Raw genomic sequence first — 25,448 nt, forward strand, 5'->3', positions numbered from 1 at the left:
TTTTCCGTATTTTTAGCGATAAATCGTTTTCATAGCAATTCCCTCTAATTTTTCCTCTAGAGCAGAATCTTTTCTTACATAATGTTGTGTAGAAACAACCGTTTTTCCTTCCTCTTCATACCTGATAATGACAGGGATTGGGCCTTTGTATTGTTCTAGGATATTTGAAATCTCTTTATCATTTTCATGATTTTTAACTTGAATCCAGAATCGTTCCGCCACTGCTTCTTTCAAATCTTGTGCAATCATTTGCAGACGACCATCTCGAGATTGAACTTTGCCATTGATGTAGTAAAATTTCCCTTCGGATAAATTGGAAGCAAATTTTCTATATTGGTCTGAAAATACAGTTACATCCATCCGAGACTTACTATCATGAACCTGTAGAAAAGCCATACTCTCGCCTTTCTTGGTTCGAATCACTTTAATCTTTTGCACTTCAACTAGGAGAGTGGCTTGAGCTCCCTCGGTTAGATTAGTGATTGGAGTGGTCGGATATAGGGCTTGTTTGGCAAGAGTTTGGAGAGGATGGGGACTGATACCTACCCCAATCAGTTCCTGCTCTTTGTAAAATTTCTCTGCCTCAGTAAAATCATCAGCTTCAGTCCAACTATAATTTGTATCCGCAAAGAGTCCACCCAACTCCTCAACAAAGACAAATAAGTTTGGTAGGTTCACTAAGATTTTCTGACGATTCTTGTCAAATTCATCAAAAAGCCCCAGTTCAACCAAAGGCGTTAGAAGCGACAGTTTCTTGTAATTCTTGGGAAGACGTGTGACGAAATCTTCAATGCTTGAGAAAGGACGATTTTCAATAATCCAGTAAGACAAATCTCTTGGCATTCCCTTAATGGCTTTTAGACCAAGATAGATTTTCTTATGAGCAATTTTATCATGATAGGGAACGCTGTTTATTGCTAAGGGAGCTACTTCAAAGCCCATCTGCAATGCATCTACAATGTAATCACTGCTAGAATAGTTCAACATAACTTGAAAGAAAATAGCAGGATAGTGTGTCTTGAAATAAGCTAGTTGGAATGCCAGTGCTGAGTAGGCATAAGCGTGGGATCGGTTAAATCCATAGCCTGCAAACTTTTCCATCACTGCAAAAACTTGGTTGGCCTTTTCTTCTGTATGCCCCAATTTCATAGCTCCTGTGATAAAATCTTCCTTCATCAGATGCATCTCTTTGGCATTTTTCTTACCCATGGCACGTCTGAGAATGTCGGCTTTACCAAGACTGAATCCTCCAAAGCGTTGAGCTACCTGCATGACCTGCTCTTGATAGAGCATAATACCGTAGGTTGATGAAAGGATGTCTTCTAAGGCAGGGTCTAACACCGTCACCTTTTCTTTACCATGCTTACGAGCGACAAAATTATCAATATAATCACTTGCCCCCGGTCTATTGAGGGATGTCGTTGCTACTACCTCTTCAAAGACTTGCGGCTGAACTCGTTTCAAGAGTCGAATGGCTCCTGGTTGTTCAAATTGGAAAATACCTTTGGTATTTCCAGCTACAAAGAGGGCTAAAGTTTCACTGTCTTCCAGATCAATCTCTTCGATTTTTAGATGAACACCCTCTGACTCCGCAAGCAATTCCTGCATTTTTTGGACAAAAGTCAGGTTACGTAAACCGAGGAAATCCATTTTTAGAAGTCCATTGGCTTCAACACCATGAGCATCATACTGGGTGATGAGCATATCCTCACCATATTTTAGAGGAATATAGTCCGTCAAATCTTGGTCACTCATAACGACTCCTGCCGCATGGATAGAGGTCTGACGAGGATAACCTTCAATCTTTCGAGCAATCTCAAAAGCTTTTTGATATTCAATCTTGCTATTGATGACCTGTCTAAATTGCAAATTCTTTTCATAGGCCGTCGTTAGCGTATCTCGGAAACTGATTTTTTTCGTAATATTTGTTAATTCGTACTCTGGAACGCCATAGCGTTTGAAAACATCACGAATTGCCTGTTTTGCTCCAAAGGTCGAATAAGTGACAATCTGCGCCACGTGTTGACTGCCATAGCGATCACGAACATAACGAATGAACTCTGGTCTATAAAGGTCTGGAATGTCGATATCGATATCGGGCATGGTGTAACGCTCACGATTTAAAAAGCGCTCGAAAATCAGGTTCTTCTCAACTGGATCAATCCCTGTAATATCCAGTGAGTAGGCGACCAAACTACCTACAGCAGATCCACGCCCCATTCCCATATAGTAACCTTGGGAACGTCCAAAACGGAGCAAATCCCAAACTACAAGGAAATAGTCGTCAAAGCCCATATCATGAATCACAGCTAATTCTTCATTTAGTCGCTCATGATAAATAGCTGAGGTTAGCCCCTTGTCACTCAAACCTTTCTCAGCCCTCTCTCTAAGTTCTTCGACCGCTGGTCTTTCAGGATTAAAGCGAGGGAGTTTTAAACTTGGGTCGATTTGATAGCTAACATTTTCTATCAGACCTTGGAGATTGGCAAGAGCCTGAGGGAAGCGATTCATAAAACGTGCTTCCAGGTCTGAGGCAGGTAAAAAAATCCCCTGTTGTGAATGTAGATCCACTTCTCTCAGGCTGACATTTTCCTTGACTGCTGACAAAATTTGTAAAACCTGTAGGTCTTCTTTTTCAAAAGAGTTGACTTGATAGAGTGGAAGAATGGGTCTTATAAAGACTTCTTGAGGAGTATCTGGACTAACACCGATAAAATAATCAACCCCCAAATCCAACTGTTCGACCCCATTAAAATAGGGAACAATAATAGCAACATCTTCGAGGTGGGAGGTGAAGTCAGACCAATTTTTCCGTCCAGTCATTTTTAAAGTGGATAACTTCATCAACTCTTGATAACCTTTAGTGGATAGGGCTAGAAAACGTAGAGAGAGATTCTCCTCATCTTTGACCAAGGTCATTTCTAAACCAATTAAAGGTTGAATGCCATGCTTACGAGTTGCTTCTAGAAAATGATAGGCTCCATAGAGATTATCCACATCCATGATAGCAAGGTGAGAATAGCCGTATTCTTTAGCCATTTGTACATATTTTTCAATCGAAACCACACTTTCCATAAAACTATAAACAGTCTTGGTGTCGAGCTGTGCAATCATTTCTTCTCCTCCTTGCTTTCGTTTTACTACTATTATACCATTTTAAGCTGGATATTGAAGCAACTCTGCACTTTCTTTTCAATATCATCAGTTACAAACTTCTTCTCTTCTTACTGTTAAATTCTTCATTTTTCAAAGGAAGAAAATAAAAAATTAATATTATATAATAGTTTTAAATGTAAATTTAGATATATTTATACCAAACGAAGAATAATAAAGATAGGAGTTATATGCAGTTTTACATATAAAAATCTCTAGAAAAAGGCTTACTTCTATGGTATTTATTCAGCATTTTATAATAACTTACCAAATAGATATGCTGGTTTAAGAAATTTATTTCATTTAAGTTTATTTATTCCATTTTTCCCTCTTTTTTGATATAATAAATCCAGTCTGTTTTCAAAGGAGAGAAACATGCGTTTTAATCAATTCAGCTATCAACCAACCACTAGTTCTCAACGATTTGCAGAATTAGAAGGTCTTGGTCTAAAGCTGTCACCCCAACTGTCCTTAAAAAGACAGTTTGAAGACTTCATTCGTTGGAGTTTTTTCACTTATTCTGACACGGATTATGCCTTGTCGACTTTGGCTGCGGATAAAGAAACAGATTTAGTAACTTTTTTCCAGTCAGACCGTGAGTTAACTGCGGAGATTTTCTACACAGTAGTTTTTCAACTTTTAGGATTTAGCTATCTTGTTGACTTTGAGGATGCTGAACAGTTCCGTAAAGAAACTGGTTTTTCTATTGTTTATGGAGATCTCATTGAAAATCTTTATCAATTGCTCAATACGCGAACGAAAAAAGGAAATACGCTTATCGATCAGCTTGTTAGTGATGGACTCATTTCAGAAGACAATCACTACCACTACTTTAACGGTAAGAGCTTAGCAACCTTCTCTACTCATGATGTCATTCGTGAAGTCGTGTATGTCGAGAGTCGTGTGGATACTGATAAAGACGGACTCCCTGACTTAGTCAAGGTCAGCATTATTCGCCCGCGTTATGATGGTCAAGTACCTGCTCTTATGACTGCCAGCCCTTATCACCAAGGGACTAACGACAAAGCCAGTGACAAGGCTCTCTACAAAATGGAGGGAGAGCTTGAGGTCAAACCGCCCCACACCATTGAACTTGAGGAACCTAAGCTGAATTTAGTCGAACCTCATGGTCAAGCAGAAGTCGTCTTAGAAGCTGAAGAAAAGCTATCTCATATCAATAGCTCATACACACTCAATGACTACTTCCTCCCACGTGGATTTGCCAATCTCTATGTATCGGGTGTTGGAACCAAAGATTCTCAAGGACTCATGACTAATGGTAACTACCAGCAGATTGAGGCCTATAAAAATGTCATTGATTGGCTCAATGGTCGTTGTCGTGCTTTCACGGACCACACGCGCAAGCGCCAAATCAAGGCTGACTGGTCAAACGGCAAAGTCGCAACAACAGGTATTTCCTATCTCGGTACCATGTCCAATGGTCTCGCCACCACTGGTGTTGATGGCTTAGAAGTCATCATTGCAGAAGCAGGTATTTCCTCTTGGTACAACTACTATCGAGAAAACGGTCTAGTGACTAGCCCAGGTGGCTATCCAGGTGAGGATTTTGACTCACTTGCTGAATTGACCTACTCCCGCAACCTCCAAGCTGGTGACTATGTTCGTGGCAATGAAGCTCATCAAGCAGATTTAGAGAAAGTTAAAGAGAAACTCGATCGCAAGACTGGTGACTACAATCAGTTTTGGCATGACCGCAACTATCTGCTCAATGCTCACAAGGTTCAAGCTGAGGTCGTCTTTACGCATGGTTCCCAGGATTGGAACGTCAAACCTCTTCATGTTTACCAAATGTTTCATGCCCTTCCTAGCCATATCAATAAGCACCTCTTTTTCCATCATGGTGCCCATGTCTATATGAACAACTGGCAGTCGATCGACTTCCGCGAGTCCATGAATGCCTTGTTAAGTAAGAAACTGTTAGGACTTGACTCAAGCTATCAACTTCCGACTGTCATCTGGCAGGACAATACCGTACCGCAAAGCTGGCAAGGTCTTGATAACTTTGGCAAACAGGATGAACTGCATACCTTCTCTCTCGGTAATGAGGAAAAAGTGATTCAAAACCAGTATGATCAAAAAGATTTTGATCGTTATGGTAAGACTTACCAGACCTTCAACACTGAACTTTATCAAGGAAAAGCCAATCAGATCATCATTGACCTTCCAGTAAGTCAAGACATTCACTTAAATGGGCGAGTGGAGCTGAAACTTCGTGTCAAATCGAGTACGAACAAGGGCTTATTATCAGCCCAACTGTTAGAACTTGGACAAAAGAAATATCTACAGCCTTATCCAGCGGTTTTAAGTGCTAGAACCATTGATAATGGCCGTTACCACATGTTAGAAAATCTCTGCGAACTGCCATTCAATCCAAGTGCCCAACGTGTCATCACCAAAGGCTACCTAAATCTTCAAAATCGAACCAATCTCTTGACGATTGAAGAAATCCAACCAAATGAATGGATGGACTTCCAGCTAGAGCTTCAACCAACTATCTACAAACTTAAAGAAGGAGATACTCTCCGTTTGGTTCTCTACACCACAGACTTTGAGATTACAATTCGAGATAATACAGACTATCAGTTGACTGTTGATTTAGCACAGTCTAGTCTTATCCTACCTTGTCAAAAGGTATAATCTACCAGACTTTCAATATGGAAGGATTCAAAGGAAAAGTCAATGAATTTGACCATTGAACTTCCTATAACCAAAGTTTTCCACTTGAACAGTCGAATCAAACATAAACTTTGTATCAAATCCAGTTCATCTGAAAGCATTTTAGAAGCCCCTAGATAGAACTTGGACAAAAGATACTAACACCCCTAACCAACATGTGTAACCATTTATCATACACGCTACTAGACCACATGTTGGAAATCACTGTGAATTAACATTTAGAGTGAATTCACAAAACGCCGTGACAAAATGCTACGCTTATTGGATGATACACTGTCATTAAAGAACATCAATGGTGATGAACGAATCGCTACCCAGTTTATCTGCACCCAACTAGTGAAAAGTTAAAAGAAGGAGAATCTCTCCATCTAGTTCTTTATCCTACTGACTTTAAAATCATCATACGTGACAATACCGCCTACCACCCGACTGACGTTTTCGTTCAGTCCACGCTTACTGTACCTTTTAAAAGGAGTACTTACTTTATGAACAAATCAGAACACAGACACCAACTTATCCGCGCCCTCGTTTCAAAAAACAAAATCCATACGCAAGCTGAATTACAAGCCTTATTAGCGGAAAATGATATCCAAGTTACTCAGGCTACCTTATCACGCGATATCAAAACTATGAACCTTTCAAAAGTGCGCGAAGAGGATAATTCTTACTATGTGCTAAATACAGGCTCTATCTCCAAATGGGAAAAACGTCTTGAAAATTATATGGAAGATGCTCTTGTTATGTTGCGTCCGGTGCAACACCAAGTTATTTTGAAAACTTTACCCGGTTTAGCCCAATCATTTGGATCTGTAATTGATTCCTTGGCTTTTCCAGATGTCGTTGCAACCCTTTGTGGAGACGATGTCTGCATGATTATCTGTGAAGATGCTGCAAAAGCGCAGGCTTGTTTTGAGAGTCTTAAAAAATATGCGCCGCCATTTTTCTTTAGTGAATAAAACAAATCCCGTGATTAAAAGATCACGGGAATTTTTTATTTCTTTGACTGTGTTTCTTCTTTCTTTGTACGCGCCAATCGAAGAGCACGTTTAGGATTGAGACGATTAAACAATTCTTCTAGTTTCTTTTCATTCCACACATCTGCTGCAGAAACAAAATTGCCATCTGCATCTCGGAATGATATCGGTTTATCTCCCATATCAATCTCCTAGTCTACAAATTCAAACTCAAATTTACCGATGCGGACCAAGTCGCCATCTTTGGCGCCACGTGCACGAAGGGCTTCGTCAACCCCCATACCACGAAGCTGACGGGCAAACTTCATGACCGATTCGTCACGGTCAAAGTTGGTCATGTTAAAGAGTTTCATTAGTTTTTCACCAGAAAGTACCCATGTCGCATCATCATCACGACTAATCTCAAAGGCTTTTTCTTCCTCGTCAAAGCCATAGTAAGCCTCTTCTTCCATATCGGATTCATCATAAATCGGGAATTCTGGAGTCTTGTCTAACAACTCGGCTGTCGCGTCCAAAAGTGTAGCCAAGCCTTGCTTGGTCAGACCAGAAATTGGGAAGATGGCTGGGAGTTCCTCAAACTCGTCGTAGTTTGCTGCCAACTTTTCCTTGAAAGTTTTCAGATTTTCCTGACTTTCAGGCATATCCATCTTGTTGGCCACGATAATCTGTGGACGTTCCATGAGACGAAGGTTATAGGATTCCAATTCCTTATTGATAGCAAGGTAGTCCTCATAAGGATCACGTCCTTCGCTAGCTGACATATCGATGACATGGAGAATAACTCGAGTGCGTTCGATATGACGAAGAAACTGGGTTCCAAGACCAACACCTTGACTAGCACCTTCAATCAAACCTGGAAGATCTGCTACTGCAAAAGATTCACCTGACTGCGTACGAACCATACCTAAATTAGGGACAATCGTCGTAAAGTGGTAAGCACCGATCTTAGGTTTAGCTGAAGTGATGACACTAAGCAAAGTTGACTTTCCGACAGATGGGAAACCGACTAGACCAACATCTGCTAAGATTTTCAATTCCAGTTGCAACTCACGTTCTTGTCCTGGTTCTCCATTCTCAGAGATTTCAGGTGCAGGATTTTTTGGAGTGGCAAAACGGATATTTCCACGACCACCTCGACCACCATGAGCCACGATAAATTCTTGACCATGTTCAATCAAGTCTGTGATGACTTTACCTGTTTCCGCATCACGTACAGTAGTCCCCTGTGGCACGCGAACACGTAGATCTTCTGCACCACGTCCGTGCATTCCTTTGGTCATTCCTTTTTCACCGGAATCAGCCTTGAAATGACGGTTATAGCGGAAATCCATCAAGGTACGTAAGCCTTCGTCTACCACGAAAACAACGTTACCTCCACGTCCACCATCACCACCCCAAGGACCGCCATTAGGGACATATTTTTCACGGCGAAAGGCAACCATGCCATCGCCACCATTACCAGCCTTGACCTTAATCTTGGCTGTATCTAAAAACATACTCATATTTTCTTCTCACTTTAAAAAGGCTGGGGAGAACCCAGTCATTAGTTATTGTTTCTATCCTCATAGCTTGCTTAGAATCTACTGAAAGCTCCAAGCGCAGTTGCAAAGATACCAGCAAGGGTTACAAACAACATGATGAGCACGACAACAAGCGTCACCTTTTCAAACAATGTTTTTTTGCGTTTTCCGTTATCTCCAAAAGCCATAACTTCTCCTTTTTCTATATAATTCTAATTTAATACTCTGATGAAACTGGTGCAATCAACCATAAAATGATATAAGCAAGGACTCCTGTCCCATAACAAAATGCAAGAACAGCCCAAATGACACGAACAATTGTTGGATCAATATCAAAATAATGAGCAACTCCTGCGCATACTCCACCAATTTTTTGATCTTTTCCGCTTCTCATTAATTTTTTCATTTTTTCTTCCTCTTATTCTATTATTTGAATTCGTCTCTCCAATAATCTCTGATGCTAGACAATTGTTTTCGAGACGCTCTTAAAATACGCTTGGATTCTTTTACTGGGCTTGTAACAGCCTGTTGAGGTAGATAGAGAATCGTTTTTAAAAAGCGCTGAGTGACAGGCTGTCCATCATGTAGCTCATGTTCAAAGTTATTTGAGATAATGGCATCAAGGTAAAACTCATGAACTCGTTTCCCAAAATTTTCAGCCGAAATCTCGTACAACTTATCCGCCAAATTTTGTTCAGACATATCAGGAGTAGCAATCAATGCTTCAAGTATAGCTCCTGCAAGCTCTCGTTCTCCATAGTAGAGGGTCCCAAACATTTTATCATTGATCAGATTTTCAAGATAGGGGTTGCCATGAGCAATAACAGGCGTTCCACTGGCTAGACTTTCTAGATAGGTTAAACCCTGAGTTTCACTCGTAGATGCTGAAATAAAGAAATCAGCTGCTTTATAGTACAAGGCTGTCTCACTGGGAGCAATCATACCTGTAAAAATCACATGTTTTTGTATGTTTAATTTCCCTGCTTGTTCTTTCAGACTGTCCAGATAAGGTCCGTCTCCAGCAACAACCAACTTCACCTTTTCTTCTTCTTTCAAAACCTGTGCAAAGGCGACTAAGACTGCTTGGATATTCTTCTCAAAGGAGATACGAGAAAGGCTCAGCAGCATTTTCTCGCCTTCCTGAATACCTAACTTCGAACGAAGCTCTAGTAAGTTTTCCTCTTTGATCTCAGGTCGTTCAAACTTAGCCAGCTCAATTCCAGTTGGGATGACACGCTTTTCAACCTTGACTTTGTATTTAGATAAAAGGTCACGAACAATCTCACTAGGGCAAATCACGCCATCTACATCATGAAGGAAGCCACGCACCAAATATTTTACCATACTCGGACGAATTAGCATGCCCTTAGCAATGTAATGCACATAGTCTTCATACTGGGTATGGTAGGTATGAATAACTGGAATTTTCAATTCTCTCGCAATCCAAATTCCTAACAAACCAAGAGAAAATTCTGTCTGGGTATGAATAATATCGAGTTGATACTGCTTGGCAATTTCAAGCGCCTTTGTAAAACCTCGGTAGGCAAATCGTCGATCCTTAAACGCAAAGAAAGGGACACTCGGAATGCGAATAATTTGCCAATCCTCGTAGCGGTTCACATCTTTATCTGTTGTTGTAAAGATAAAAACTGCATGCCCCTGCTTTTCAAGCTCAGTTTTCAAAGTCCGAATACTAGTCGCGACCCCGGAAACCTGAGGGAAATAGGTATCTGTAAATAAACCAATTCGCATAAATTACCTCACTTTTTGCCCAAAGCAGCCTGTTCTCGATAAAATTTTAACCAGATTTCCAACAAATGCTCCTCAGAGTACTCTTTGGAGATCTCGCAAGCTTTTTCTTTCAAGTCTTTTAAGGCTTCAGAATCATTCTTGTATTCTAGGATTGCTTCTCTCATCTCGGAAACATCACTTGTAGCACGATAATTCCCATCAAGAATAACCTTATATAGATCCAAATCTCTTAACATAATCGGAGCCTCGCAACTAGCGGCCTCTAAGATGGTCATAGGGAATAATTCATTATAACTTGGTAGCAAGAACAGATCCGCCATAGCATAAAGTTCCCGCATCCGTTCGGGTGACACAATTCCAGGAAAAATAAGATTTTCAGGTGGATTGTCCATTATCTTCTTGTAGCGTTCATAACCATCTGTCATCCCACCAAATGAAAAACCACCTGCCCAGATAAAGGTAATTTCTGGCAATTCCTCAGCAAGACGGATAAAGTCATCAATCCCTTTACGTTTCTGAACCTGACCCGCACCGATTACGACAAACTGATCTTCCGCGAGATCCATTTCCTTCCGGAGTTGTGCAACTTGCTCAGCTGGTAATGCATGCCATTTATCTTTGTTTACAAAATTTGGAATATAAGTTACTTTTTCACGCGGAATACCAGCAGCCACTAAATCCTCGATAAACATGGGATTGACCACCACCAAGTGTTCCATTCGGTTGTAAAAGGAAAAAACATAGCGTTTGACAATTCCTTTTAGGAAAAATGGAATCTTTAAACTCCCCTCAAGCGTATCAGGCAAAAAATGCACATAGCCAATTTTTCTCCCAGAGCGTTTCTTTTGGAAAGTAGATAAATAATAAGGGAAATCAATGGTGTGAAAATGAGTTACATCTGCCTCTACAGGAAGATTCTCTGTAACAATCAACTGGTCTTTAGCATCGCGGTGAAGGAGACTAACCAATTCTCGATATGCTCCTGACACTCCTTGACCAGCTACTTTTTCACTTGAGCTTAGCATATTAATACGCAATTTTTCGTTTTCCATACCTTTCATTATACCATTTTATTTCCAGAAAATCAGCAAAAGAAAGAAGAGACGATTGGAAAAAGGATAAAATTATCCTATTTTCCAATCGTCTCTCTCATTTTTTTAGTCTTTATTTAATTCCTAGGGCGATACGCGCGTATCGGCTCATTTTTTCAACTGTCCAAGCTGGATACCAGACCAATTTAACTTCGGTATTGGTTACCTCAGGCACATCTGTCATCGCATCATGTATCTGGTCTGTCAAAAGGTCAGCCAGTGGGCAGCCCATAGTTGTCAAGGTCATATCAATTTCAGTATGACCTGTTTCACCATCAAAACGAATTTCATAAATCAAACCTAGGTTGACAATATCAATCCCCAACTCAGGGTCGATGACTTCTTCCAAAGCATTTAAAATGCGTGTTTTGATCGTTTCAATTTGCTCTTCTGTATAAGCCATGTTATTCCTCACTCTCAGTCTTCAATAAAATCACGAAGGGGTTTGCTGCGACTTGGTTGGCGCAATTTTCTCAAAGCCTTGGCCTCAATCTGACGGATACGCTCACGAGTCACGTTAAAGACTTTACCAACATCTTCAAGGGTACGCATTTTCCCATCATCTAGCCCGAAACGAAGGCGCAGAACGTTTTCTTCACGGTCTGTGAGAGTATCCAAAACTTCATCCAACTGCTCGCGCAAAACGATTCGAGTTGTGTAGTCTACTGGATTTTCAATTACTTCGTCTTCGATAAAGTCCCCAAGATGGCTATCGTCCTCTTCACCAATCGGTGTTTCAAGTGATACTGGTTCTTGAGCAATTTTCAAGATTTCGCGGACCTTGTCAGGTGTCATATCCATACGCTCAGCGATTTGTTCAGGAGTTGGATCTTGTCCCAATTCTTGAAGGAGATTCCGCTGTTCACGGACAAGCTTGTTAATGGTTTCTACCATGTGGACAGGGATACGAATAGTACGGGCTTGGTCAGCGATGGCACGGGTAATCGCCTGACGAATCCACCAAGTTGCGTAAGTTGAAAACTTGAATCCTTTTGAATAGTCAAACTTGTCAACAGCCTTCATCAAGCCCATGTTTCCTTCTTGGATCAGGTCAAGAAACTGCATGCCACGCCCTACGTAGCGCTTAGCAATCGAAACCACCAAACGAAGGTTGGCTTCTGCAAGACGTTGTTTGGCTTCAATATCACCAGCCTCAACTGCTAAGGCCAATTCTTTTTCCTCTTCGTTAGTCAAGAGAGGAACAACCCCGATTTCCTTCAAATACATACGGACTGGGTCATTAACCTTGGCAGAAGTTGAGCCAATCAAGTCCTCATCACTGAGTTCTGGTTCTTCTTCTGCACTAAGAACACGCGCGCTTGGATTTCCTTCGTTATCTGTGATAGAAATTCCAGCATCCTGAATCCGTTGCAAAAGGTCTTCAATGCCTTCTGCATCAAGGGCAAACGGAATAACCAGACTTGAATTGATTTCGTCATCTGTTGCTGTTCCTGTTTTTTTGTGGTTACGGATAAAGTCTGCTACTTGCACATCAAATGTGGTTACTTCTTTTTGTTTTGTTGCCATTATTACTCCATTCTTCTCTTTTGGGAAATCAATCGTTGCAATTCTTCCAAGGCTGTGTCTGTATCTCCTACATGACTAGCTTCCTGCACTTTCTTTTTAATCCTTAAATTGTCCTTGCTGAGGAGGGCACGGTTACGAGTCGCTTCGACTTCCGCTAGCTCTTGAGGCGACATCTCAGCTGGCAAATCCAAGCTAAGCACGTGGTACCAGGCATTTTCAACCTCAGGAGTCTGATGAGACAGTTCCTCTGATCCGATTTCTCCCTCTGCACTTAATAATTCGTAAAGAATTTGAAATTCTGGGGTATCAAAGAAAAAATCTTCTCTTAATCGGTAGTCATTTAGAACAACTGGATTCTCAGCCATCCTATAAAGGAGATGAGCCTCTGCTCTCATGACTGCTCTCAGTTGCCGCGTTACAGGTAAACTAATCGCTGCTGGAGGTTGCTCCTCTTTGACTCTTTCCTGCCTTTGAACAATGCGACTTTCATTTACAATCTGCTCCACCTGCTGGTAATCAAAAGAAGGTAGATTATCCGCCAGAATGTGGATATAAGAATTCTGGGCAGTGATAGACTTTTCTTTGGCGATTAGGGGGGCAATCTTTTCAATGAACTCGATTTGCGCCTGTAAGTTATCACTATTTTCCGGCTTGAGCTGGTGAATATAGAACTCTATGGGACTAATCCGAGTCTTGGTTAAAAGGTAAGCCAGGTCTTCAGCAGAATTCTTTTGCAAATACTCATCTGGGTCCATGGCATCAGGTACTCGAACAACCTCAACTGAGAAGTCTTTTAACTCCTCTAGAGCCTTGGCTGTTGCTGTCTGCCCTGCCTTGTCGCCATCGTAGCTGAGAACAATTTTTTTGGTAAAGCGTCTGAGGTGATCAACATGCTCCTTGCTTAAGGCTGTTCCCATGGAAGCTACAGCATTTTCTATACCAGCACGGTAGGCTGCAATCACATCCATGAAGCCTTCCATCAGATAGAGCTCTGTAATCTTACCTGTTCCCTTTTTTGCCTTGTCCAGATGATACAATTCGTAGCTCTTGTTAAAAATTGCAGTCGAGCGGCTATTTTTATATTTGGCAGTCTGACTATCCGTTTCTTGCCAGATACGACCTGAAAATGCAATAACCTGCCCCTTGTCATTGGTCAAAGGAAAGATGATTCGTCCAAAAAAAGTATCATAAAATTGATTACCATCTGACAGATAAAACAAGCCCGAATCCAATAAATCCTTTTCCTCAAACTTGTCAGCCAAACGTTGATAGAGATAAGTTCTCTCTGCTGGAGCTAGTCCAATCTGGAAGTGCTTCAGAACATCATCTGTCAATCCGCGTTTGTAGAGATAAGCCCTTGCTTCTTCTCCCATCTTTGTCGTCATGAGGATGGCATGGTAAAAACGGGCAGCTTCTTCATGCATATCGTATAGAGCTTGATGAGGGGAAGTTTGTTGGGGACGAGACTGTACCGGCGTAGCTAGTTGAATACCGACGCGCTCTCCTAAGAGCTGAACGGCTTCCATGAAGGACACACCTTGGTATTCTTCGATAAACTTAAAGACATCTCCTGAACGACCACAGCCAAAACAGTGATAAAACTGCTTGTCTTCCACAACGTTGAAAGAAGGGGTCTTTTCACCATGAAAAGGACAGAGCCCTAAATAGTTCCGTCCAGCCTTTTGTAAAGAAATCACATCACCTATGACTTCCACAATGTTGGCATTGTTTTTGATTTCTTCAATGACTTGCTTGTCAACCATACACAATACCTCCATCTTATCATAGTTTCACGTAAACTAGTATAGCTTATTTCTGAAAAAAAGTAAACCATTTCATACGCTTTCCGTAATTCTCTTTGCCTTATTTTTCTAGATAGAAAGAGGTGATAAAAAACTCAGAAACACTTCCATGTTTCTAAGTTAATTTTCACTATTTTTTGATGATTACTTCACTCATCTATTCAAATAATTGATAGTAGTCTGAAATTTTCATCTTAGCTTTTTCTTCTTTATTGAGGTCTTGGATGATGCGACCTTCCTTCATGACAATCAGACGGTTTCCATACTTCAGTGCATCTTCCATATGGTGGGTAATCATCAAGGCTGTTAGATGATCTTTGCTGACAAAGTCATCTGTTAATTCCATCAATGCCACACTTGTTTTTGGGTCAAGGGCTGCTGTGTGTTCATCCAACAAGAGCAACTCTGGTCGTTTCAAAGTTGCCATCAAGAGACTCAAGGCCTGACGTTGTCCACCTGAAAGAAACTCAATAGGAGTGTCCAGATGTTTTTCAAGACCATTTCCAACCTTTTCAATGGTAGTCTGGAACTCTTCCCTATGGCTTGAAAGCCTTCTAGGCAGGAGTCCTCTCTTCTCACCACGAAACTTGGCAATCAAGAGATTTTCCGCCACTGTCATACGGGGAGCCGTACCCATCTTAGGATCCTGAAAGACGCGAGACAAGTACTTAGCCCGCTTTTCAGGTGAAAAATTCGTCACGTCCTCCCCCATGATACGGATACTTCCACTTGTTAAAGGTAAGGTACCTGCAATCGTGTTAAAAAGCGTTGATTTCCCCGCTCCATTTCCCCCTAAGATGGTAATGAAATCATGTTCGAAAATTTCAAGAGAAACATCATTCAGAATGATTTTTTCTTCGTCAAAGCCATTCGTGATGACTTTGGTAGCATTTTTTAATTCTACAATTGCTGTCATTTGCTAAACTTGACTCCTTTCAGGTATTTGCTTTTGAAGGTTGGAATCATAAGGCAAACTGCCAAAATCAAGGCGCTGTACAAACGAAGATAACTTGTATTAAACCCAAGAGCAATAACTCCCCAAACGAGGAACTGATAAGCGATAGAGCCAACGACGATGGTCATGAGTCGCTCTGCCAGGGTCAAACTCTTGAACAAAACCTCACCAATAATCAAGCTAGCAAGCCCTACGACAATCACGCCAATTCCTCGAGAGACATCCGCGTATCCTTCTTGTTGAGCAATTAAGGCCCCTGCAAGCGCGATAATCCCATTTGAGAGAACCAAACCCATGAGTTCCATACGTCCCGTATTGATACCAAAGCTACGAGCCATATCGGGATTGTCACCTGTAGCGATGTAGGCTTGACCTAGTTTGGTATCAAGGAAAAAGAGCATAAGGCCAATAACAAGAGCTACAAAGATTAATCCAGTCAGGAGTTGGTTAAGGTCTGAATCAAAAGGCAAGACATCCTGAATTTGTTTGGTTCCAAGAAGCCCCAGATTGGCACGTCCCATAATCATGAGCATGATGGAATGACAAGAAGTCATGACCAGAATCCCTGATAAGAGGGTTGGGATTTTTCCTTTAGTATACAAAAGACCCGTCGCCATTCCAGCTAGACAGCCCGCACCTACTGCAGCTAAGGTCGCCAAAAACGGATTGACTCCCTGTGTTATCAAGGTTACAGCTACTGCTCCCCCAAGAGGAAAAGAACCTTCAGTAGTCATATCAGGGAAATTCAAAATTCGGAAAGTCATAAAGATTCCCAAACCTAAAATCGCCCAGACCATTCCCTGAGAAATAATGGATACTATCATAATCTTTCACTCATTTCTTTCTTTAGTAAAAATGGGAGGAGATGTGTCCAGCTCCTCCTTTATCTTTATTCAATCACTTGTCCCGCTTCTTTTAGAACGGACTCAGGAATGGTAATACCAAGTTCCTGCGCTAGTTTTTTATTAATCACTGACTTACCAGTTGAAAAGACATTAACTGGCGTATCAGCTGGTTTTTCACCTTTCAAAACTTTGGCAATCATTTTACCAGTAGCCACTCCAAGATCGTGTTGGTCAACTACTACAGATGCTAATCCACCTGCTTCTACCATGGCCGTGGCACTTGGGTAGATTGGCTTTTTAGCTGTTTGATTACTTGAAACAACTGTTGAGAATGCGGATGCAATGGTATTGTCAATTGGAACCCAAATTGCATCGACCTTGCTTGTCATAACATTGACTGTTGAAGCAATTTCATTTGTTGAAGGAACGGCAAATGTTTCGACTGTCAAACCTGCTTTTTCAGCATAAGCCTTGAATTCTTCTACCTGTGTTTTTGAGTTATCTTCGCTACTTGAGTAAAGAGCTCCGATTGTTTTGACATTTGGTGTGAGAGTTTTTATCAACTCTACTTGTTGTTCAGCAGGGTTGTGGTCTGATACCCCTGTGATGTTGCCTCCTGGTTTTTTCAAGTCTTTGACCAAGTTAGCACCGATTGGGTCTGTAATAGCAGCCATGATAACTGGTAGGTCTTTTGTAGCACTAGCGAGTCCTTGAGCCGCTGGTGTCGCGATCCCAACAACAACATCGTTTCCATTAGCAACCAATTGTTTACTCATGGTTGCAACCTTGCTCTGATCACCTTCAGAGTTCATAAAGTCGATTTTTACCTGGTCGTCCTTATAGCCTTCTTCAGCTAGTCCATCTTGAATCCCTTGGTAAATCAAGTCCAAGGATGGGTGACTAACAAATTGAAGGACACCAACCTTAGCAACCTTTTGCTCTTCTTTAGCTGATGGCTTATTCATAGATGAATAAATCAAGCTAGCCACCACCAATACTGCTAATCCAGCGACAATTCCAATCAAACGTTTATTTTTCATTTTTCTTTCTCCTTTTAAATCACTTGTATAATGCTCTTTTCAACAAAACAAGCGACGCCATCGTTTAAATTCCATCATCATCCTCCTAATAGAAAAAGTCCTCACACAAAAAACTTGTGTGAGGACGTCGATGCGCGGTGCCACCTCAATTATAGGGAATATCCCTATCGCTCTTTCTCGCAATAACGAGTTGCACTGTAAGGTGTGCTCACCGAATTTTTATGATTTCAAATTCTTAAGTACATTCAGCCCAATTTCATCAATTTCATCTATCTGCTTTCACCAACCACAGACTCTCTATAAAATGAGCATGATTACTTTCTGAATGTTTAAATTATATCATTTTTCAACTACTTGTCAAGCTTATTTTTAGAATTTTTTAAACAATTCAAAAACTTCCCCTTGAAAAAGGAGGAAGTTTGTAGAATATCAGCCTGAATTACGCAAACCAGTTGCAATTCCGTTGATAGTTGTATGGATCAGTTTTTCTTCGTCTGCTGACAATTCGCCGCGACGTTGACGTTTGATCAACTCCAACTGGATGTAGTTCAGGATATTAAAGTAAGGCATACGATAGTTTAGACTGTCTTTTAGATAAGAGTTTTCTGCCAAGAGTTCGTCATAACCTTCGATAGCTAAAATAACGTCCTTAGTCAACTGCCATTCATCTAAAATAGTGTAGTAGATAGCTTGTACTTCTTCGTCTTCACAGAGCTTGGCATATTCAAAAGCAATGTTCATGTTAGACTTAGACAAGACCATGTCTACATTGGAAAGCAAAGATTGGAAGAAAGGCCAGTTTTGGTACATGTCTCGAAGGAACTCGATATTCTTTGGATCTTGATCAATAAACTCTTTAAAGCTTGATCCCACACCATACCACCCAGGGAACATGACACGGCTTTGTGACCATGAGAAGACCCAAGGAATAGCACGCAAACCGCCGATTTCAGTGATGGTCTTACGAGCTGCTGGACGCGAACCGATATTGAAGCTTGAAATAGCCTTGATTGGACTTGATTCAAAGAAATAGTCATAGAAATGTTCATTTCCAAAGACCAAATCACGGTAGATATCATAACTACGGTCTACTACTTGGTCCATAATAGCTTCGTAACGATTTGACGTATTGGTATCACTCTTCTTCTTGGTAATCATACGGTTAATGGCTGCAGAAACCAGCATTTCAAGGTTATAATAGGCAGCGTCTTTGTTACCGTATTTGTTTCCAATGACTTCTCCTTGCTCAGTCAGACGGATGCGGTCCTTGATAGACTTGAGTGGTTGAGATGTGATAGCTTCATAAGTTGGTCCACCACCACGACCCACAGTACCACCACGACCATGGAAGAAAGTAACCTTAACGCCAAATTCATCCCCAATAGCAGTCAGTTGTTGTTGCGCTTTATAGAGAGTCCAACATGAGGATAGGTAACCACCATCCTTGTTACTATCAGAGTAGCCAAGCATGATTTCTTGGTAGTTGTCTTTTGAAGCAATCCATTTTTTAGCCAAAGGAAGAGAGAAATATCTTCTCATGGTTTCTTCTGAGTGATCCAAATCTTCGATCGTTTCAAAGAGGGGAACAATCTGAACGCGGGCTTTTTGGGCATCTACCAAGCCGACTTCCTTGAGCATGATGGCTAGCTCTAGCATATCAGATACACTGGTTGCGTGAGAAATGATGGTTTGACGAATGACATTTTCACCTAGTTTATCCTTCAATTTGCGCGCAGCTTTAAAGATAGAGAGTTCTTTTTCAAGCAGTTCTGACTTTTCAGCATGAGTCGCTGAGAGGATACGAGGATCTTCTTCCAACTCTTTTAAGAGGAGTGCGCATTTTTCATCTTCAGATAGATCGCTATAGTGATCATTGATACCAGCAGATGCTAGCAATTCAGCTACACAGGCTTCATGAACACTAGAGTCTTGGCGCATATCAATAGAAGCAAGGTAGAAACCAAAAATTTCGACAGCTTGCATCAACTCGACAAATTCTCCTGAAATCAGGTATTCTCCCTTATTCTCAAGGAGAGAATCGCGAATGGCCAACAAATCTTGATAGAATTCATCTGCAGTGGCATATCTTGGCTGAAGATCCTTGTCTTCAATGAGATAAGCCTTGGTAGCCTGCATCTTAGCTTGGATGTCAAAAAGAGCACGACGATAGAGTTCTTTTTCACGATAAATCGAGTTATCTTGTGACTTCAGCGCCATCTCACGGACCTTGTCGCTGACATTCACGATACTGGTTGAAAGTGAAAATTCACGGTAAAGATTATAAATCTTTTCATCATAGTAGTTCATGATGACTTCACACTGAGTCAAGGCTGATTTATTGAGAGTTTCCGCTGTTACGAAAGGATTTCCATCACGGTCTCCTCCTATCCACATCCCCATAGTAATCGGTTTTGGATGCTCAAGCTCGATACCTTGTTCTTTAGCCAATTTTTTATACTCAGCTGTCAAACGCGGAACAGCATTCAGGAAAGAACTTTGGTAATACTCCATCACGTTGGTGATTTCGTTGGTTACTTTCAATTTCTTCTCACGAATCATGTCCGTTTGCATGATAATTTCAATATAACGGCGGAGATCTGTGTGCCATTTTTCTTTATTAATCAAGCCGAGTTTGACATCACGGTACTTGCGCAAGAGCGTATGGATGTGGTTGGTTAAATCCAGCATACTCTTGCGTTGTACTTGCGTTGGATGAGCGGTCAAGACAGGAACGACATTTAACTTTTCTAAAATTTCGGCTGCATTTTCTTTTTCAGCTACCATCTTAATCGTTGTAGATAGTTTTCCTAGATAGTCTTGGTCCACATTGTTTTGGTGATTGATTTCATAGGCCAAATCCACATCCTCAGAGATATTAATCAAAAGTGGAAGGATAGAGAAATAGCGTGAAATGTAAATCATTTCTTCATTCGAAAGACTGGTCACTAGGTTATTGAGCCCTTGATAATTCTCGCTAGTTGATAATTCCTTCAACTGGATAATCTTTTCAAAGGTTTCTGGCGCTAGCATATTTTTTGTGATATCTTCTAATAGCTCCGTCAGAATCAAGACTTCTTCTTGGACAACTGCTTTATTACTATAGTTTTCTAATTTTTGAAGAGACATATACTTTCCTTTCCATTCAATCCTTACAGACTTTCATCGGTTTGATTCTCGTATTCTCTGATAAGTTTGGCACGTTTTTCGCTGGCATCAATGTTTAGTACAAGCGCGATGGCTACTGATAATACCAGGAGACTGTTCCCACCTTGTGAAAGGAAGGGGAAGGTTACCCCTGTAGAAGGAATCAATCCTGAAATCCCACCGATATTGACAAAGACCTGAACAAGGATCATCCCTCCGACACCAATAGCAACCATGGAGTTAAAGGGATCCTTTGCTCGAATACCAACCAAGATGATTCGCAAAATCAAGAAGAAGAGTAAAGCCAAAATCATACTGGCTCCTACGAATCCAAACTCCTCGATGACAATCGAAAAGACAAAATCCGTATGGGCTTCTGGCAGATAACCACGCTTCTCGATAGAATTCCCTAGTCCCAGTCCGAACCAGCCTCCATTTACCATTGCATAGTAGGAATTTGCGAGCTGGTGTCCTGCACCCGCCAAGTCATTAAAGGGATTAAAGAAGGCACTAAAACGTTTAGCAACGTAACCAAATACAGGAATTTGAGAAAACTTTTCAACCCCAACAAAGCGAATGACAGACAAGACTAACATTGAGCTCCCTGCCAAGAGAGCCAGAATGGTCGAGAACCAACGATAGGCGATCCCACTAACCGTATACATGATGAGCGCCACCAAGACCAAGATGGTCGCATTTCCCAAGTCTGGAAAAATTCCCAAGCTACCAATCAGAACTAGCAGAACAAAACGCCAGTCGTTAAAAGCTCGAGGTAGCCACTGATTCTGTGTCAAAACCTGGAAGTCATAAACCGCAATCTCATCTTGTTGTTTTGAAAATCGATGTGCCAGGTACCAGATGATGATAATCTTAAGGTACTCAGCAGGTTGAATCGTTACAGGTCCTACAGAAATCCATCCGTATGCTCCATTGACAGGTGTTCCGACCAGTCGCGCCAGAGCTAAAAGAACCATCTCCACAATCATTACGATAAAGATGAGACGTCCGTTTCTTAGGAAACCTAATTTTAATTTATAGATTAAGGCAATCAGAATCAAACTAGCTATCCAGAAGATCCCCTGGTTACGCACCAATTGAAAGGCACTTTTCCCTTCTTCGATCAAGGTTGCACTCGTTGTCGAGTATACCACAATCAGCCCCAAAATCGATAAAAGGAAGTAAGGAATCAAAATGGAATAGTTTAGTAGGTGCCTTTTACTAATTTTCATATTTCACCACTCTAATAGGAACAGACGCTTCTGTTCCCAATTCCGTTTTATTTTCTAGTTTTGATTGCTATTATACCACTTTTTCAGAAAGAAAAAAACTCTTATCCTTTAATCCTTCGAATTTTACTCATTTTCTCGTATCAGGTATAAAAAAACAAATCTCTTTTGAGATTTGTTTTTTGCTTACTTAGTTAGATGAAGAACTGCTGCTTGAGCTTGAGTCACCACCACCGATGTATTGGGTGAAGATGTTTTGGAATGATTGGTCTTTAACCTTGATGTTTGCTGCTTGCAATTCTTTACCAATTACTCCTTGAACAAAGGCTGAATCATTTTGTTTTTGAGTCAAGATGATGGTCTTCAATTTTTCTTTGTAATCCTCTATATTAGAAGATTTTTCTGTTTTCTTCGTTACTTTGATGATGTAGAACTGACTGCTGTAGGCTTGTGTTCCAGTAGCTGTAATCACATCAGAAACCCCGTTCACATCCAAGGCAAAGGCTGCTTTCTTGACTTGTTCTGGAAGTTCTGTTGAAGCAGAGTCAAAAGTGATTTCTCCACCATTTTCTTTTGTTTTGTCGTCGTTAGAGTTGTCTTTTGCCAACTGAGCAAAATCCGCACCTTCTGCTTTAGCTTTCTCAAGTACTTCTTTTGCCTTGTCTTCATTATCCAAACGGATGATTTGAGCTGTTACATCTGGTGTGTAAGACTCAAAAGCTTTTTGGTAGGCTTCGTCTGTCAACTCACTCTCTGCAGCCTTCTTAACCGCTAATTCAACCAATTTGCTGGTACGGATTTGAGCTTTACGAGTCTCAGGTGTCATACCTGCACGTTGAAGCACGCTGTTGTAGCTATCGCCGTATTTCTTTTGTTCTTCAGCAACGGCGTCATCCACATCTTTATCCGTTACCTCTGATCCATATTGTTGTTCAAATACTTTTTGGATGGTCATATTGAGCAAGACTTGTTGCGCAGTTGGATTGTTCTTTACTTCTTCAAAGAATTGATGCTCTGTAATCACATCGCCCTTCATGCTGATCAAATCTTTTCCTTCAGAACTGTTTGAACAAGCTGCAAGTGTTGCTACTGATAAAAGTGTGATGGCTCCTGCCATAAGTTTTTTCTTCATTTTTACTCCTTTTACGGTAAGTGTTACCTTATCTATTTTACTATAATTTCTTAAATTTTTCTGAAAATCATTCGCTCTCAGGAAGCTCTACTTCTGCTAGATTTTTTCTTAGCATGAGAATGCCGTCTCCAAGTGGAACTAGAGTTGCTGTTAGACCTGGATTGTCCAAAGTTGCGTCGAAAAGTCTTTGCAAACCACGGTAAATGGTGCGTTGACCTCGGCGGACTTCCATGATGTCCTTGGCAACATCTCCTCCTTGGAAAATATCATCCAAGACCACCACTCCACCGACTTCCAAATGTTTAAGGATTTCAGGCAGAAAGACGATATACTTTGACTTGGCCGAATCCATAAAGACAAAATCATATGTTTCTGTCAAAGTAGATAAAACATCAACAGCATCACCTTCAAGTAAGGTGATTTGCTTACGACTGTCAAACTGGGCAAAGTTTTCCTTGGCAAAGCCAATCATCTCAGGATTACGGTCAATGGTTGTAATCTTAGCATCTGGCGCATGTTCCGCCATCAGGAGGGCAGAAAAGCCAATTGCCGTTCCAATCTCCAAAATGTTCTCAGGTTGCATAGTTTCCATGAGAAAACGGAAGTAGGCAACTGTTTCATGGGGAATAATGGGAATGTTTTCCTTGCGAGCGAAGGTCTCCAATTCTTTTAAGGAACCTGTCACCTGCTTTTGACGCTGGCGCATGAGTTCTACGATTTCTTCCTTGACGACGGGACGACGCATGTTATGGTTGGCATTTTTACTATAAGACTCTACCATCTTAAGCTAGTCCCAATTTTTCAACAAGGGCTTCAAACTCGTTCAAGCGGCGTTCAAAGACTGCAAAGGCATCGTTGAGATAGTCTTCTTTTTCCATATCCACTCCCGCTTTTCTCATGACATTGAGCGGATAGTCTGACTTACCTGCCCTGAGGTAGTCTATATAGCGGTCACGGTCTTCTTGACTACCATGGACAATCTTCTCAGCCAAGGCTGAAGCAGCTGCAAAACCAGTTGAATACTGATAAACATAGTAGTTATAGTAGAAATGTGGAATGCGTGCCCACTCGTATTGGATCTGAGGATTGTCTTCCTTGCTGAGTCCATAGTACTCTTGGTTCAGGTCAGCGTAGAGCTTATTGAGGAAATCACTTGTCAAGACTTCTCCATTTTGGTCTGCTTGGTGGATGGCGTGTTCAAACTCAGCGAATTGAGTTTGACGGAAGACTGTTCCACGGAAACCGTCTAGGAAGTTATTGAGAATAGCAAAGCGAGTTGCATCGTCTTCTACTTCTTCCAACAATTTCTCTGTCAAGATATTTTCGTTTGTGGTTGAGGCAATCTCCGCCAAGAAGATAGAGTAATCCCCGTAAACATAAGGCTGGGTTTCACGAGTATAGCTTGAGTGCATACTGTGACCTGTTTCATGGACAAGGGTAAAGAGATTGTCTAGATTGTCCTGCCAGTTGAGAAGCATAAAGGCATTGGTATCGTAAGAACCACCAGAGTAGGCACCAGAACGCTTGCCTTGGTTTTCATAGACATCAATCCAACGCTCACTGAAGGCACGTTTAACACGGCTCAAGTAGTCGTCACCTAAAACTGCCAAAGCTTCTTCTGCCTTTTTCAAGGCTTCTTCGTAGGTAAAGCTATAATCTACTGACGAAAGTGGTGTGTAGACATCGTACATCTTGAGGTCGGAAATACCTAAGATTTTAGAACGAAGTTCTAGGTAACGATGCAAGAGTGGCAAATGCTTGCGAACTGCTGCTACTAGATTGTCATAGACACTTTCTGGAACAAAGTTTGCTGCGAGGGCTGCATGGCGAGCACTCTTATAGTTGCGAACTTTTGCTCGGTAGTTTTGCACCTTAACATTTGTCTGCAAGGTCTTAGCATAAGTATGTTGGAATTGCTCGTAAGTCGCATAAAGGGCTTCATAGGCACCACGACGCACTTCACGGTTTTTAGACTCCATCAAACGGATGTAAGTACCGTGTGAGAGTTGCACTTCATTGCCTTCGTCATCAAGCACGTATGGGAAGCTAATATCCGCATTGTCCAAAATAGCGAAGGTTTCACTAGCAGAACCAAAGATTTCTCCTGCTCCAGCAAGCAATTCTTCCTCACGTTGCGAAAGAACATGGTCTTTCTTTTGCAAGAGCTTGTCAAAAAAGTGCTTGTAAACTTGGAGTTTTGGTTGAGCTTCTAGGAAGGCCGCATACTGCTCTTCGCTAATCTCCATAAACTCAGGTTCATAGAATGAAAAGGCTTGTTCTAACTGACTGTATAGGGTCATTGCCTTGGCATAGTACTCTTGATACTTGGTCTCACGCGTGTCCTGGTCATTTTTCATATGCGCATAGACATAAAGCTTTTCAACTTGGCGTTCCAAGTCGAGTGAGAATTCTGTGATCTCAAGCAAACTGTCTGCGCTGTCCAAGAGATGTCCCTCATACTGGGCTGCTGTTTGTACTTTTTCAGTTAAATCTTTCAAGGCTTCTTCCCAAGCCTGGTCTGTTGGGTAGATTGTCGAAAGATCCCATGTATCTTTTTCATTTATTTCATGTCGTTGTAATACCATAAGAT

The 25,448-nt window shown here is 41.2% G+C and carries 20 protein-coding genes and 1 other annotated feature; of the genes, 2 read left to right on the forward strand and 18 right to left on the reverse strand.

Features of this window, described 5'->3' with window-relative positions:
• Nucleotides 1-12: 12 nt before the first annotated feature.
• Nucleotides 13-3,114 (reverse strand): DNA polymerase III subunit alpha, encoded by a 3,102-nt coding sequence (locus tag HMPREF2655_RS09245; protein WP_070657876.1) that lies wholly within the window; start codon nucleotides 3,112-3,114, stop codon nucleotides 13-15.
• 414 nt (nucleotides 3,115-3,528) lie between these two features.
• Between HMPREF2655_RS09245 and HMPREF2655_RS09250 the strand changes: the two genes are divergently transcribed.
• Nucleotides 3,529-5,811 (forward strand): Xaa-Pro dipeptidyl-peptidase, encoded by a 2,283-nt coding sequence (locus HMPREF2655_RS09250; RefSeq protein WP_070838687.1) that lies wholly within the window; start codon nucleotides 3,529-3,531, stop codon nucleotides 5,809-5,811.
• Between the two features lie 524 nt (nucleotides 5,812-6,335).
• Complete coding sequence (locus tag HMPREF2655_RS09255; RefSeq protein WP_001043019.1) at nucleotides 6,336-6,806, forward strand: arginine repressor; 471 nt, start codon at nucleotides 6,336-6,338, stop codon at nucleotides 6,804-6,806.
• A gap of 35 nt (nucleotides 6,807-6,841) precedes the next feature.
• On the opposite strand, the gene HMPREF2655_RS09260 is transcribed toward HMPREF2655_RS09255, so the two are convergent.
• From HMPREF2655_RS09260 to pepF, 17 genes are all read right to left on the reverse strand, one after another.
• Nucleotides 6,842-7,006, reverse strand: coding sequence for a hypothetical protein (locus HMPREF2655_RS09260; RefSeq protein ID WP_000502578.1), 165 nt, complete (start codon nucleotides 7,004-7,006; stop codon nucleotides 6,842-6,844).
• A 9-nt stretch (nucleotides 7,007-7,015) separates the two neighbouring features.
• Nucleotides 7,016-8,326: a GTPase ObgE gene (gene obgE, locus HMPREF2655_RS09265; RefSeq protein ID WP_000061637.1), complete on the reverse strand. Its 1,311-nt coding sequence runs from the start codon at nucleotides 8,324-8,326 to the stop codon at nucleotides 7,016-7,018.
• 71 nt (nucleotides 8,327-8,397) lie between these two features.
• A complete protein-coding gene (locus tag HMPREF2655_RS09270; protein WP_000863851.1) occupies nucleotides 8,398-8,532 on the reverse strand; it encodes a DUF4044 domain-containing protein in 135 nt (44 codons plus the stop codon).
• Between the two features lie 29 nt (nucleotides 8,533-8,561).
• The gene (locus HMPREF2655_RS09275) at nucleotides 8,562-8,750 is read right to left on the reverse strand and encodes a PspC domain-containing protein (protein WP_000735788.1); all 189 of its coding nucleotides are present in this window, start codon (nucleotides 8,748-8,750) and stop codon (nucleotides 8,562-8,564) included.
• 20 nt (nucleotides 8,751-8,770) lie between these two features.
• Nucleotides 8,771-10,096: a glycosyltransferase family 4 protein gene (locus HMPREF2655_RS09280; protein WP_049500621.1), complete on the reverse strand. Its 1,326-nt coding sequence runs from the start codon at nucleotides 10,094-10,096 to the stop codon at nucleotides 8,771-8,773.
• Nucleotides 10,097-10,104: 8 nt separating this feature from the next.
• Nucleotides 10,105-11,148, reverse strand: coding sequence for a glycosyltransferase family 4 protein (locus tag HMPREF2655_RS09285; RefSeq protein ID WP_049549996.1), 1,044 nt, complete (start codon nucleotides 11,146-11,148; stop codon nucleotides 10,105-10,107).
• Nucleotides 11,149-11,260: 112 nt separating this feature from the next.
• Nucleotides 11,261-11,590, reverse strand: a complete 330-nt coding sequence (locus tag HMPREF2655_RS09290; RefSeq protein WP_000331930.1) for a metal-sulfur cluster assembly factor — start codon at nucleotides 11,588-11,590, stop codon at nucleotides 11,261-11,263.
• A 14-nt stretch (nucleotides 11,591-11,604) separates the two neighbouring features.
• On the reverse strand, nucleotides 11,605-12,714 hold the full coding sequence (rpoD, locus tag HMPREF2655_RS09295; protein WP_049549994.1) for an RNA polymerase sigma factor RpoD: 1,110 nt from the start codon (nucleotides 12,712-12,714) through the stop codon (nucleotides 11,605-11,607).
• Nucleotides 12,715-12,716: 2 nt separating this feature from the next.
• The gene (gene dnaG / locus HMPREF2655_RS09300; protein WP_049549993.1) at nucleotides 12,717-14,477 is read right to left on the reverse strand and encodes a DNA primase; all 1,761 of its coding nucleotides are present in this window, start codon (nucleotides 14,475-14,477) and stop codon (nucleotides 12,717-12,719) included.
• Between the two features lie 196 nt (nucleotides 14,478-14,673).
• Nucleotides 14,674-15,432, reverse strand: a complete 759-nt coding sequence (locus HMPREF2655_RS09305; protein ID WP_000125429.1) for an ABC transporter ATP-binding protein — start codon at nucleotides 15,430-15,432, stop codon at nucleotides 14,674-14,676.
• Nucleotides 15,429-16,295, reverse strand: coding sequence for an ABC transporter permease (locus HMPREF2655_RS09310; RefSeq protein ID WP_000637255.1), 867 nt, complete (start codon nucleotides 16,293-16,295; stop codon nucleotides 15,429-15,431). The genes HMPREF2655_RS09305 and HMPREF2655_RS09310 overlap by 4 nt, the downstream gene beginning before the upstream one ends.
• A gap of 65 nt (nucleotides 16,296-16,360) precedes the next feature.
• Nucleotides 16,361-17,356, reverse strand: coding sequence for a tryptophan ABC transporter substrate-binding protein (gene trpX, locus HMPREF2655_RS09315; protein ID WP_000792187.1), 996 nt, complete (start codon nucleotides 17,354-17,356; stop codon nucleotides 16,361-16,363).
• A 117-nt stretch (nucleotides 17,357-17,473) separates the two neighbouring features.
• Nucleotides 17,474-17,689: a binding site (T-box leader), on the reverse strand.
• Nucleotides 17,690-17,785: 96 nt separating this feature from the next.
• On the reverse strand, nucleotides 17,786-20,482 hold the full coding sequence (gene ppc, locus HMPREF2655_RS09320) for a phosphoenolpyruvate carboxylase (RefSeq protein WP_049549992.1): 2,697 nt from the start codon (nucleotides 20,480-20,482) through the stop codon (nucleotides 17,786-17,788).
• A 23-nt stretch (nucleotides 20,483-20,505) separates the two neighbouring features.
• Nucleotides 20,506-21,729: a cell division peptidoglycan polymerase FtsW gene (ftsW, locus tag HMPREF2655_RS09325; protein ID WP_000703343.1), complete on the reverse strand. Its 1,224-nt coding sequence runs from the start codon at nucleotides 21,727-21,729 to the stop codon at nucleotides 20,506-20,508.
• Between the two features lie 187 nt (nucleotides 21,730-21,916).
• Nucleotides 21,917-22,858 carry a peptidylprolyl isomerase PrsA gene (prsA, locus tag HMPREF2655_RS09330; protein WP_000728082.1) on the reverse strand — a complete coding sequence of 314 codons (942 nt, stop codon included), beginning with the start codon at nucleotides 22,856-22,858 and terminating at the stop codon, nucleotides 21,917-21,919.
• A gap of 67 nt (nucleotides 22,859-22,925) precedes the next feature.
• Nucleotides 22,926-23,639, reverse strand: a complete 714-nt coding sequence (locus tag HMPREF2655_RS09335; RefSeq protein ID WP_080702645.1) for an O-methyltransferase — start codon at nucleotides 23,637-23,639, stop codon at nucleotides 22,926-22,928.
• A 1-nt stretch (nucleotide 23,640) separates the two neighbouring features.
• On the reverse strand, nucleotides 23,641-25,443 hold the full coding sequence (gene pepF, locus HMPREF2655_RS09340; protein WP_033629880.1) for an oligoendopeptidase F: 1,803 nt from the start codon (nucleotides 25,441-25,443) through the stop codon (nucleotides 23,641-23,643).
• Nucleotides 25,444-25,448: the final 5 nt, after the last annotated feature.

The sequence above is a fragment of the Streptococcus sp. HMSC066F01 genome (genome assembly GCF_001837335.1).
GTDB lineage: Bacteria > Bacillota > Bacilli > Lactobacillales > Streptococcaceae > Streptococcus > Streptococcus oralis_S.

Bases quoted from the DNA above. Each gene is read 5' to 3' on its own strand.
- HMPREF2655_RS09245 (WP_070657876.1), bottom strand. From the start codon at position 3,114: ATGATTGCACAGCTCGACACCAAGACTGTTTATAGTTTTATGGAAAGT.
- HMPREF2655_RS09250 (WP_070838687.1), top strand. From the start codon at position 3,529: ATGCGTTTTAATCAATTCAGCTATCAACCAACCACTAGTTCTCAACGA.
- HMPREF2655_RS09255 (WP_001043019.1), top strand. From the start codon at position 6,336: ATGAACAAATCAGAACACAGACACCAACTTATCCGCGCCCTCGTTTCA.
- HMPREF2655_RS09260 (WP_000502578.1), bottom strand. From the start codon at position 7,006: ATGGGAGATAAACCGATATCATTCCGAGATGCAGATGGCAATTTTGTT.
- obgE (WP_000061637.1), bottom strand. From the start codon at position 8,326: ATGAGTATGTTTTTAGATACAGCCAAGATTAAGGTCAAGGCTGGTAAT.
- HMPREF2655_RS09270 (WP_000863851.1), bottom strand. From the start codon at position 8,532: ATGGCTTTTGGAGATAACGGAAAACGCAAAAAAACATTGTTTGAAAAG.
- HMPREF2655_RS09275 (WP_000735788.1), bottom strand. From the start codon at position 8,750: ATGAAAAAATTAATGAGAAGCGGAAAAGATCAAAAAATTGGTGGAGTA.
- HMPREF2655_RS09280 (WP_049500621.1), bottom strand. From the start codon at position 10,096: ATGCGAATTGGTTTATTTACAGATACCTATTTCCCTCAGGTTTCCGGG.
- HMPREF2655_RS09285 (WP_049549996.1), bottom strand. From the start codon at position 11,148: ATGGAAAACGAAAAATTGCGTATTAATATGCTAAGCTCAAGTGAAAAA.
- HMPREF2655_RS09290 (WP_000331930.1), bottom strand. From the start codon at position 11,590: ATGGCTTATACAGAAGAGCAAATTGAAACGATCAAAACACGCATTTTA.
- rpoD (WP_049549994.1), bottom strand. From the start codon at position 12,714: ATGGCAACAAAACAAAAAGAAGTAACCACATTTGATGTGCAAGTAGCA.
- dnaG (WP_049549993.1), bottom strand. From the start codon at position 14,477: ATGGTTGACAAGCAAGTCATTGAAGAAATCAAAAACAATGCCAACATT.
- HMPREF2655_RS09305 (WP_000125429.1), bottom strand. From the start codon at position 15,432: ATGACAGCAATTGTAGAATTAAAAAATGCTACCAAAGTCATCACGAAT.
- HMPREF2655_RS09310 (WP_000637255.1), bottom strand. From the start codon at position 16,295: ATGATAGTATCCATTATTTCTCAGGGAATGGTCTGGGCGATTTTAGGT.
- trpX (WP_000792187.1), bottom strand. From the start codon at position 17,356: ATGAAAAATAAACGTTTGATTGGAATTGTCGCTGGATTAGCAGTATTG.
- ppc (WP_049549992.1), bottom strand. From the start codon at position 20,482: ATGTCTCTTCAAAAATTAGAAAACTATAGTAATAAAGCAGTTGTCCAA.
- ftsW (WP_000703343.1), bottom strand. From the start codon at position 21,729: ATGAAAATTAGTAAAAGGCACCTACTAAACTATTCCATTTTGATTCCT.
- prsA (WP_000728082.1), bottom strand. From the start codon at position 22,858: ATGAAGAAAAAACTTATGGCAGGAGCCATCACACTTTTATCAGTAGCA.
- HMPREF2655_RS09335 (WP_080702645.1), bottom strand. From the start codon at position 23,639: ATGGTAGAGTCTTATAGTAAAAATGCCAACCATAACATGCGTCGTCCC.
- pepF (WP_033629880.1), bottom strand. From the start codon at position 25,443: ATGGTATTACAACGACATGAAATAAATGAAAAAGATACATGGGATCTT.